The sequence below is a fragment of the Desmonostoc vinosum genome, assembly GCF_059505385.1.
Map to the genome: position 1 here is coordinate 1 of NZ_JCACKM010000207.1, position 10,062 is coordinate 10,062.

The following is a 10,062-nucleotide window of genomic DNA, read 5'->3' on the forward strand; positions in this document are numbered from 1 at the left end:
GAACGAAAAAATAGGTTTTTTCAGACTGAATATGAAAAACCTACCCTTGAAAGCTACTCCCTACTCCCCACTCCCCACTCCCCACTCCCTATTCCTTAGGTATATATTGATTCTGAAGCAGTAGATGATGCTAATTAATATCTTTCTTCAGAAATTTGCTGTTGGGAAATTGATGATATAGATTAGTGCTGAAGTTTGAATTACAAATTTATCGACTAATGAAAACTCTAGAAACTAGCTTAACCACAAAAGAAAACAAATCTGCCAAAAAGAAACAATCATCTTTCCCTGGCATCGTGGGTACTCCTAAAGTACCATTCCGCAAACGTAACAAAGCTAAACAAGAGCATGAGTTACTCAGCGATTGGAATCATGCAAGTTAATTTTAGCTAAAAATCTTGTACTAAATAGGGCGTGGGCATTTGGATTGCTCTTTTGAAATGCGTTGTAAAATATTGGCAATCAGCTTTAACAAAACATAAGTAACAATCTTGTAACCGTTATGGTTCTAGCCGCACCTCAGCGCCAAAACCCTATAGTTACTTGGGAAAAACTCCCAGACGATTTTATTCTTCCTGATGATCCGGTGGAAAATCTTCAACAGCCTTCCCTGGCAGCAGCACTAACGGATGCTTTAGGTGCAGCAAATCGAATTAACCAAGAGATACTTATAGCATCTAATTTTGGTCTTGTTGCTAATATCAATCAAAAAACTGTTGTCAAGGCCCCAGATTGGTTGTATGTACCGCATGTATTACCTGTGGGTGCAGGTATAGTTCGTCGTAGCTACACACCTAATGTAGAAGGCGCACCTGTGGCTGTGGTGATGGAGTTTCTTTCGGATGCTGATAACGGAGAATATTCAATTCGTCCTACCTTTCCTTATGGGAAACTATACTTTTATGAGCGAATATTGCAAGTTCCCACTTATGTGATTTTTAATCCTGATGAAGTCACTCTAGAAATACGTCGTTTGGAAAATGATCAATATATTTTGCAGCAACCATCTGAATTAGGACGTTTTTGGTTTCCTGAGTTGGAGTTATTTTTGGGAATTTGGCAGGGAACTCGTTTAGGATTAAATATTCATTGGTTGCGATGGTGGGATGAAGCAGGTAATTTATTGTTGTGGAGTTCCGAACAAGCCCAAGCAGAACGTCAACGCACTGACGATGCAATCGCCAAACTTGAAGTGGAACGTCAGCGCCAAGCAGCACTTGCGGCAAAGTTAAGGGAATTAGGTATCGATCCAGATTTGGTATAACTACAAATGAGAGTACTAGCGCCAACTCTACAACAATTCAAAGCGTGCTTGGAAGAAACGGAGATATTTCGGCTCATAAACCATCTTGAGTCCACCCAGGCGATCGCGGTTATAATAAACTTCTTCTACCGCTTCAGCAGTTAAATCCATATGTGCTTGAGTATACACGCGTCGGGGAATAGTCAAGCGCACTAGTTCCAATTCTGGATAATAGTTATCACCAGTTTCTTTGTTGCGTCCTGCGGAAACGATGCCCCGCTCCATTGTCCGAATTCCAGCTTCTAAATATAATTCTGCTGCTAGGCGTTGTGCAGCAAACTCATCTTGGGAAATATGCGGTAAAAAGCGTTTAGCATCCAAGTAGATTGCATGACCACCAATTGGTACAACAACCGGGATATGCCAATCTAGCAATTTCTGACCGAGATATTCAACCTGTCCAACACGGGCACGGATATGATCGTCTTGAACTGACTCTTCAATACCCCGCCCCATAGCTTCCATGTCTCGCCCCGCCATGCCACCGTAAGTATGTAAACCTTCATATATTACTACTCGGTTACGTGCTTCCTCGTAGATATCATCATCGTTGAGAGCCAGCCAACCGCCGATGTTAACTAATGCATCCTTTTTGCCACTCATGGTACAGCCATCGGTGTAGGAACAGAATTCCCGTAAAATGGTAGCGATCGCCTCTTGGTTGTAACCCTCTTCTTGTCGTTGGATAAAATAGGCATTTTCTACAGCACGAGTGGCATCTAGAATCACGCGGATACCGTGGGTTTGAGCCAGTTGGTATACTGCTCGCAAGTTTGCCATAGAAATCGGCTGTCCACCAGCCATATTTACAGTTCCGGCAACGCTAATATAAGGAATGCGTTCCGCCCCAACTTGTTCAATTAAGTCTGTGAGCTTTTGCAAATCTACATTCCCCTTGAAAGGGTGCAGTGATGTGGCATCATGGGCTTCATCAATGATCACATCTACAAATGTGCCCCCTGCCAACTCCTGATGCAGCCTGGTTGTAGTGAAATACATATTGCCGGGTATGTAGTCGCCAGGTTTAATTAGGATTTGCGAAAGAATATTTTCTGCACCGCGTCCTTGATGGGTAGGTACGATATATTGATAACCGTAGTATTTTTGGATGGTTGCTTCTAAGAAATAAAAGTTTTTGCTACCTGCGTAGGCTTCATCCCCCAACATCATTCCTGCCCACTGATAATCACTCATTGCTGAGGTACCACTGTCAGTCAGCAAGTCAATGTAAACATCTTCAGAGCGTAACAGAAAAGTATTGTAACCGGCTTGGGCGATCGCTTGTTCGCGTTCAGCACGAGTAGTGAGCTTCAATGGCTCAACCACCTTGATTTTATATGGCTCCGCCCAGGAGCGACGACGCTGTATACGGTTAAGCTTGTCATTAGTCATAGTTATCAAAAAATTGGGTTTAAAACCCCGTGCTTCTAGCACGGCTTTACTTTTGCACAATTCTAATTTAATGCGATCGCATTAAAAATGACTCTTGCAGGAAGAGCCTTTATTACTAAATGTTAATTTCAAGTAGTATTTGTAGTGTTTTGTGCTACAATAGTAATGATATACCAAACAAATTCAGTACTATTCTTCGCTCTCTTCTGTATCTTCATCATCCCGTTTGTTACGAAAATATCTATCCAAGCGGTCATTAGCATCTTGAGATATTTTTTGCATCAAAAATGCAGATCCTTCTAAGCTAAATCCCCCTATGGTGGTTGAGATGCCCAACTCTGTTTGACCAAAGCAAATCATCCCAAAACCTACAATGTTCATAGTTACGCCTAGCGTACCTGCAAACAATGAGCCGTAGAAACCCAACTTAGCTTTTTGGAAAAGTAGCTCTTGGTATCTTTTTATTGCTTCATCATCTTCTAAAGAAGGTTTAATACCCTCTTTGAGCTTCAGGTGGGTAGTTTGGTTAACAGTCAACTTTCTCGCCAGCTCCCATTGAGCATTTTGAAAAATGTTTTTCAGATTGCGTACTATACCACCTTTCTTGTACCGACTGCGTCTTCGACGTTCTAAATGATCGCCCCTCAATTCTTCTTCATTGTCTTGAGCTGACGGCAGAGATTGCCAATTGCTCTTTCGAGCTTTAGATTTCCTTTGTTTATCCATGTCCTTGCCTTGTGTGCTTGCTGATCATGCAGATGAGGGACGGAGTACTTTGAGCATTGCCTAATTTCTTCTGCTTCACAACTTTTCTAATCTACTGACAGTGCTGCTAACAGACTGGTTTTATTTTAACTGTACAAAAGCGATATAGCTTGCTTAAATACAATTTATCAGTTCAGCAAAGTAAATAAACTATGCTTTTAGTACTATTTTTTACAAAATTGTCAGTAAGTTACTTGAATAGCGTTCTCATAGCTACCTTTATTTCGGCTGCTAATACGCAGCAGATATTTCTATATTAGTTTTTATTTTAGATAATGTGTACAAAAAAGATATATGTCATATAATAGTCATAACTGAACACATGTCAGTTCACTCAAAGTACTTACTTTCTTTGTGGGGAGTAATGTAGGCGCAGAGCAATCAATTAATATTTAAGCCCTCCTAAGAGGGTTTAGGGGATAGCCAAAGCCGGAACAACAAAGATCAAGTTAACTTACGTCTTTCGTTTGTGCCATCTGCAAATACCAACCAATGCTGATAAACACATCTCAGCTATCCTTCCTCAGTTCTTATTAGAACTAAGGAATATTTTTCTGCGCCTTCACAAATTATTAATCAAAAACAAACACAAACATAGCTTCGTATCTCAAGAGGAAAATATGGAGGATACTTTCAAGAACAAGAATCATACTTATCTGTCTTGGATAAAGGTTATTGCGTTAAAGCTTTTGGAAGAAGGCAATAGCAAATATCTTGAGCAGCTAAACAATATATTAGTTGAGAAAAGGAGAGAAAAACCTCATGTTGTCAAAGAACAGAATGATCGAGAGTTACATATACTTTCGTCCGTTGAAGAGGATATTCTTTCTGTACTTTATCCGAATAAAGAAGTCTACGGTTTGGCAATTATCAACACAATTGAAGAGGTTAGTAAAGGTAAAAGGAAAATTGGGCCTAATACTTTGTATCCGACGTTGCGCCGAATGGAATCTAGCGATAAGGGATACATAACCTCGCGTTGGGGAGATGAAAGACTAGAAGAGCTTGTTGAGCGAGGAGGTGCCCGTCGTAGATATTACAAGCTGACTGACAAAGGTCGAGAGGCATTAGAGGCTGTGTGGGAGTATAGAGACAATCTTCTTGGCATTGGGTTTAATCAAATATCGAACCTTTGCTAAATCCTCATACTCTCTATTTGGGAATTTTTTCTTGTCAAGTTATTGAATTCAACTCTTCTCGTCGCAAGAAGACAAAAATTATGAAACTTCATCTCAATGATCATAGTCTACTGTTTAAGTTGACTTGTAAGGTAATCAAGTATCTTTTATTAACTCTACTTGGTTTTGCAATTACTTTTGAAATCTTCCTGACTGTGTCTGATATTTTTGGTGGTGTTCCAGTAGTTGGGATATTATTAGCCTCAAGTATATGGATGTGGTTTTTGCAGATAGCGAGGATAGCAATGTTCTTGTTTTGTATTTTTGCGATCGCTATCATCTTTGAGTCTTGGCGTTGCAGAAAATACGCTCTTTTGTAGAGTAGTCATAATTTGAAAATGGCTCGCAACTAAAAGAACAATCAGGATTTGCCAACTGAATCTATAAATGCACGCACTCACCTATCTCGGGTAAAGAGGCAGGGGAGCAAGGGGGAGAGGCACGCCTACGGAGTTTTTACACCATTTCAAGAAATTATTGATACAAATCACTTTTCTTACTTCCCCTGCCTCCCCTTCTCCCTCTGCGGTGATTAGTCACTCTCATCAGCGCTATCAACTTTTTTGTCAATTTATATTGACTGTTTGTAACAATATTGTTATATTTGTTTACATAAAGTAACAAACAAAAGAAAAAGCTATGTATACCACTGTTAACGAAGACGGCGTTCTCAACAATTACTCAACCGAACCCAAAGTTTACTACGCTGAATATCCAGCAATTTGGGAACAGCGCAAATACCTTATACAAGGTGTCTTTGCGACATTAATCGTCACTACTCTAGTTTTAGTTGGTATTAGTGTTAGCTGATAATTTTTACTTCTGTATCGCAATATCTCATATCTCATTGTCATTTGTACTTCTCTCTCGCCTCGGTGCTAAACGCCGGGGTTTTTTGTTGCTGACAAACACTCAAGCAACAGCCCGGCAAGTGCGAATTTGCTCAGCCCACTCTCTATTCCTCATTCCCACTTTGTAATAAATAATTAACTTTTATGACTTATTTAATTGACAATACAGAGAAACAACTTTATTTTTAAACTTTTATAGTCTTCACAATTGGAAGAGCTAAAGGACTGAAAGTGCCGTCAAGCATGGTTTTAAATGCTAATTTGCAATATTTAAACACCAGATAAATATTGCTTAAAGACAATTCAGTAGCCGCAAGTAGCGTTTTTTATAGTAAATTCAGTACCTGAGAAGAAAGATCATAGGGATGTATAATTAGCGCGTCTCCTTCTACATAAAAAGATAAAGTTTAAAACTACTGATCTACTTTCTAATTCTTCATACCAGGATATGGGGCATATGTGGCAACGAGAAAAAAAAGATAATTCGATAGTCAGCCTAGCATTATGGCTTGCTCTGGCTGCGACACCGATGACAGGAAGCCTTTTGATTTCAGCACCGATGCTGGCGCAATCTTCACCGGAAACCCCAGCTTTCCCACTACCGCAGTCAGTGGAGAATGGGACGGTTGTGCGGATTGATGGTTCAAGTAGTTTGACTACAATCAATCAAAGCCTGAAAGAAAACTTTGAAAAACAATACCCAGGCACAAAGGTAGAAATTGCTGCCAGTGGTACTGATACTGCTCTGCAAGCTCTGCTGGATGGCAAAATTGATGTAGCAGCAATAGGTAGGGGATTGACGCCACAAGAAAAAGCCAAAGGTTTAGAGCAACTTCGCTTACGGCGCGAAAAAATTGCGATCATAGTTTCTCAGGACAATCCTTTCAAGCAAAGCTTGACTACTAGGCAATTCGCTCGAATTTTCCGAGGAGATATTACCGATTGGTCGGAATTAGGGGGGCCTGCGGGTAAGATTCGAGTAATTGACCGTCCAGCGACGAGTGATACTCGCGAGACTTTTCGTGATTATCCAGCTTTTAAAACTCGCAAGTTTACTACAGGTGCTAACTCGACGCAATTGGCAAAGGATGATACAGCAGAGATTATCAAACAATTGGGTAAGGACGGCATTAGCTATGTGTTGGCTAATCAGGTATCGAAGTTGCAAGGCGTGCGAGTTCTGCCTTTACATCAAACCTTGCCAGATGATCCCAAATATCCTTTCTCGCAACCTCTGGTTTACGTTTATAAAAAAAATCCCAGTACAAGCATCACAGCTTTTTTGGCTTTTACCCTTGCACCACCAGGACAGCAAGCTATTGAAACAGCTAGAGTAGCTGAAGCACAAGCGATCGCCTCAGGTATATCACCAACATTAGCTGCTATACCTACTACCACTACTTCCCCAAGTGCAGAAGCTACACCTAATAGCAGTGTTTCCCCTGGTGCAGAAACTACGCCTAATGCCACAGCCCCGGCGGGTGAGCAGCCTATGGTAGCCCCTGCAACAAATAGTCCAAATGTAACCAAAGAAACACCATTCTGGTTGCTATTACCACTGTTTATTGCTGCTGTAGGCGGATTTGTGTTGTGGTGGCTCTTGCGAAAACGCCCATCGTTGGCTGAGGAAACAGCATCTGGTGTCAGCCTTGCTGCTGCCGATAACGATGAACCGATATCTTTTGACTCATCTTTCTCAAACTCGCAGGAAGAAGGCGATCACACTGCTTTTAGCATCTACAATCAAACACCATCAAATCTATCGGAGAACGGTACTCAAACATCGCCTCATCTGGCACACGAAACAGCCAACGCTACCTCTAAGCTAACTGAAGCTACAAACGGTGTATCCAACACAGCAGCCGCCTTGGGGGGTGGTGCAGTCTTAGCAACAGGTATTGGGGCGGGGATTTGGTCTAAAATTTCTGGCAAAGATAGAGAAAGTACTGTTGAAAACACATCTTCTCAGTCTGGTGAAGTGGCATGGGATATAGAAGCACCAGCAGCTGTAGTCAATACGCCATATACCCAATTACCCAATATTCCAGAAGAGGCACCTCAGACAAAATTACCTACTACTGTCACTACAGCTTCGTTACCAAAAATACCAGGTATCCCTGAAGTTACAGATGACGAAGACTATTGGGAAACAGAGGAAACAAAAACTCTCATCAATTCACAACCTCCAGCAGAATCAACCCCACCAGAGAATATCAATTCCACTGAAGAGGTGACATCTGCAAATACCATAGACAATATGCCTGACGTGATATTTGATACGGAATGGCTGTCACCGGAAGTTACATCTTCGCTTTCCGAATTACCAAACTTACCAGAAGACACATTTAATGTAGTGGCGGATGCGGCTGAACCGATTATCGAATTGCCAGAAATAGATACAGTAGCCCAGCTACCAGAACAGACAACTGAACCAGAAAGCAACTGGCCAGAGGATAATATCGAAGCTAACCCAACAGACTCTACCAGCGATGCTGTACTAACAGCAGGGGCAGGGATTGGTGCATGGGCTACTATTTATGGAATTCAAGAAACTCCAGTACCATATGTGCCAGCACAATCTCATTCTCAGGTTGATGATATACCAGTAGTTGAAGAAGCTGTTGATCTGCCAGATAATGAAGATTACAGCAGAATTACTCTCTCACCCCGCACACCCAAGTGGGCTTATGTTTTCTGGCACATTTCTGACACTGATAAAGAAGCGCTACAGCCACAAGGTGATTATCAATTGGTAGTGCGGCTTTATGATGTCACTGATATCGACTTGAGTTATCAGAGTCCCCTGCTTGTACAGCAGTATGAATGTGAAGAAGCGACACACGATCGCTTTGTAGCTATTCCAGCTAGCGATCGCGACTATATGATTGAAATTGGTTACATCAGCAATGGCAACTGGTCATTCATTACCCGTTCCGTTACCACTCATATCTTTAGTCGTCCCTATGGAGAGTTCTGGTTTGAAGCCGATGCTGAGTTAGTTATCCACGGCTCGACAGTGCCAAATACAACTGTAAGCATCGGCGGACATGCCATCAAACTCAAACCAGATGGAACTTTTCATCTACGTATACCATTCCCAGAAAGTTTAATGGACTACCCAATAAAAGTAGTTTCTGCGGATGGGGAACAGACCAAAACTATCCACAAGAGGTTTTCTCAAGAAACTTCGGAGGATTAGGGACTGGGGAGTGGGGAGTGGGGAGTGGGGAGTGGGGAGTGGGGAGTGGGGACTGGGTGTTGTTATTTCTTCTCCTGCCTCTCTTGCCTGCCCTGCCCTCACAGGTGTAGGTATTTTACATTCAATCAGAATAAAGCCTATTTTTTCGTTCCAAAATCTTTCTGTGCGTCTCCCCGTCCCCCTCACCTCCCGGTTGGTGAGTTTCGGCTACGCTCAACGTTCCCTGTTCCCTATTCCCTGTTCCCTTTATTAGGTTTAATTCTCAGTTATAATAGTGCAGAGACGCGCAACGGCGCGTCTTAGCGCCGAGATTTAAGATGAATTGATTGTATATTCTTGAAAAGATTTATAAATAAAATCTAGGGAGCTTGCAGATTTAAATCATTTGGTCGCAATCACAAATAGAAAATGATACAAAGTATCTTGTCAAACTAAGTCAAGTTTTTCATAGCCAAGAGCGATCGCCGATATGCGAGTCTCTACTAAATTAAGCTCTGGTAATGAAGTTGACTAGCAAACAGGAGTGACATGCGAGTCAAAAAAAAATTGCCCGTACTACTTTCAATATTTATGATCGTCGTTAGTTGTTGCTATTGCTTCCGAGTGGATGCACAAACTGAGAACAAAATCAATTCAATTGCAACGATTATTAGCGACATGAATCCGCCGCAAAATGAGGGGATGCCGCATGGCGTTCCAGAGAGTTATGACTGGGCATCTGGTGCGCGTATAGACATGGGGAACGATCCAGAAAACTTTCAAGCCATGATCTCATGGGGACAATTATACGAGGCTGCCGAAGGTAATCCCGCTAATAATACTAGGGTGCAGATCAAAGATATCAAAGCTTACATGCTCAGTAAGCAAGATAGTCAATGGCATCTCCTGCAAAGCTCGACAGGGGTTGAGGGGGCTGCTTATCGAGAGGATTTTGCTGATGACATTAGCAAACGCGCAGACATTCGCTATGAGGAGGATGGGAGTATTTCAGCTAAAGCAGGTGATGGTTATAACTATCACTTTTGGTGCCAAACTGGTCGAGCGCCAATTCAACCCTATGATGTAGCTGGTATGTTTACCACTATTCAAGCGCGGCTAGTAGTAGATGATACGCAAGCATCCGACGATCGCAGTCAGGCTCGCTATTTGTTGAGCATGGGTGGTGATTACTGGTTAGATTTAACAACCGATTGGGACAATTTGACCACAAACGGCGATATTGCGATCGGTAAATTTAAGTACGTCACATCAGAATGGCAAGCTTTCAACATGACAACTCTTTCACCAGATGAAATCTGGCGAAACCCGCCGCCGGTTTAGGGACTGGGGACTGGGGACTGGGGATTGGGGACTGGGGACTGGGGACTGGGGATT

General features: G+C 42.1%; 9 protein-coding genes. 6 read left to right on the forward strand and 3 right to left on the reverse strand.

Annotated features, from left to right (window positions below; translation table 11 throughout):
* Positions 1–218: 218 nt before the first annotated feature.
* Together AC5JMF_RS25160 and AC5JMF_RS25165 are read left to right on the forward strand one after the other, a co-directional pair.
* Positions 219–383: a hypothetical protein gene (locus AC5JMF_RS25160; protein ID WP_495798434.1), complete on the forward strand. Its 165-nt coding sequence runs from the start codon at positions 219–221 to the stop codon at positions 381–383.
* 119 nt (positions 384–502) lie between these two features.
* Positions 503–1,264: a Uma2 family endonuclease gene (locus AC5JMF_RS25165; RefSeq protein ID WP_495798435.1), complete on the forward strand. Its 762-nt coding sequence runs from the start codon at positions 503–505 to the stop codon at positions 1,262–1,264.
* Positions 1,265–1,291: 27 nt separating this feature from the next.
* Here the strand turns inward: AC5JMF_RS25165 and AC5JMF_RS25170 are convergent, their stop codons facing one another.
* Together AC5JMF_RS25170 and AC5JMF_RS25175 are read right to left on the reverse strand one after the other, a co-directional pair.
* Positions 1,292–2,695 (reverse strand): tyrosine phenol-lyase, encoded by a 1,404-nt coding sequence (locus AC5JMF_RS25170; RefSeq protein WP_495798436.1) that lies wholly within the window; start codon positions 2,693–2,695, stop codon positions 1,292–1,294.
* A gap of 189 nt (positions 2,696–2,884) precedes the next feature.
* Positions 2,885–3,421: a TRADD-N-associated membrane domain-containing protein gene (locus AC5JMF_RS25175; RefSeq protein WP_495798437.1), complete on the reverse strand. Its 537-nt coding sequence runs from the start codon at positions 3,419–3,421 to the stop codon at positions 2,885–2,887.
* Positions 3,422–4,080: 659 nt separating this feature from the next.
* Between AC5JMF_RS25175 and AC5JMF_RS25180 the strand changes: the two genes are divergently transcribed.
* Positions 4,081–4,599, forward strand: a complete 519-nt coding sequence (locus tag AC5JMF_RS25180; RefSeq protein WP_495798438.1) for a PadR family transcriptional regulator — start codon at positions 4,081–4,083, stop codon at positions 4,597–4,599.
* Between the two features lie 242 nt (positions 4,600–4,841).
* Here AC5JMF_RS25180 and AC5JMF_RS25185 read toward each other — a convergent pair whose 3' ends face one another.
* The gene (locus AC5JMF_RS25185; RefSeq protein ID WP_495798439.1) at positions 4,842–4,967 is read right to left on the reverse strand and encodes a hypothetical protein; all 126 of its coding nucleotides are present in this window, start codon (positions 4,965–4,967) and stop codon (positions 4,842–4,844) included.
* Positions 4,968–5,277: 310 nt separating this feature from the next.
* Here AC5JMF_RS25185 and psb34 point away from each other — a divergent pair, with 310 nt between their 5' ends.
* From psb34 to AC5JMF_RS25200, 3 genes are all read left to right on the forward strand, one after another.
* Positions 5,278–5,448, forward strand: coding sequence for a photosystem II assembly protein Psb34 (gene psb34, locus AC5JMF_RS25190; RefSeq protein ID WP_495798440.1), 171 nt, complete (start codon positions 5,278–5,280; stop codon positions 5,446–5,448).
* Between the two features lie 498 nt (positions 5,449–5,946).
* A complete protein-coding gene (locus AC5JMF_RS25195) occupies positions 5,947–8,688 on the forward strand; it encodes a substrate-binding domain-containing protein (RefSeq protein WP_495798441.1) in 2,742 nt (913 codons plus the stop codon).
* Between the two features lie 657 nt (positions 8,689–9,345).
* A complete protein-coding gene (locus tag AC5JMF_RS25200) occupies positions 9,346–10,008 on the forward strand; it encodes a hypothetical protein (RefSeq protein WP_495798442.1) in 663 nt (220 codons plus the stop codon).
* The last annotated feature ends 54 nt before the right edge of the window (positions 10,009–10,062 follow it).

What these genes read in the sequence shown, in the direction of transcription:
- AC5JMF_RS25160 (WP_495798434.1), top strand. Translation starts at nt 219, where the DNA reads ATGAAAACTCTAGAAACTAGCTTAACCACAAAAGAAAACAAATCTGCC.
- AC5JMF_RS25165 (WP_495798435.1), top strand. Translation starts at nt 503, where the DNA reads ATGGTTCTAGCCGCACCTCAGCGCCAAAACCCTATAGTTACTTGGGAA.
- AC5JMF_RS25170 (WP_495798436.1), bottom strand. Translation starts at nt 2,695, where the DNA reads ATGACTAATGACAAGCTTAACCGTATACAGCGTCGTCGCTCCTGGGCG.
- AC5JMF_RS25175 (WP_495798437.1), bottom strand. Translation starts at nt 3,421, where the DNA reads ATGGATAAACAAAGGAAATCTAAAGCTCGAAAGAGCAATTGGCAATCT.
- AC5JMF_RS25180 (WP_495798438.1), top strand. Translation starts at nt 4,081, where the DNA reads ATGGAGGATACTTTCAAGAACAAGAATCATACTTATCTGTCTTGGATA.
- AC5JMF_RS25185 (WP_495798439.1), bottom strand. Translation starts at nt 4,967, where the DNA reads ATGACTACTCTACAAAAGAGCGTATTTTCTGCAACGCCAAGACTCAAA.
- psb34 (WP_495798440.1), top strand. Translation starts at nt 5,278, where the DNA reads ATGTATACCACTGTTAACGAAGACGGCGTTCTCAACAATTACTCAACC.
- AC5JMF_RS25195 (WP_495798441.1), top strand. Translation starts at nt 5,947, where the DNA reads ATGTGGCAACGAGAAAAAAAAGATAATTCGATAGTCAGCCTAGCATTA.
- AC5JMF_RS25200 (WP_495798442.1), top strand. Translation starts at nt 9,346, where the DNA reads ATGAATCCGCCGCAAAATGAGGGGATGCCGCATGGCGTTCCAGAGAGT.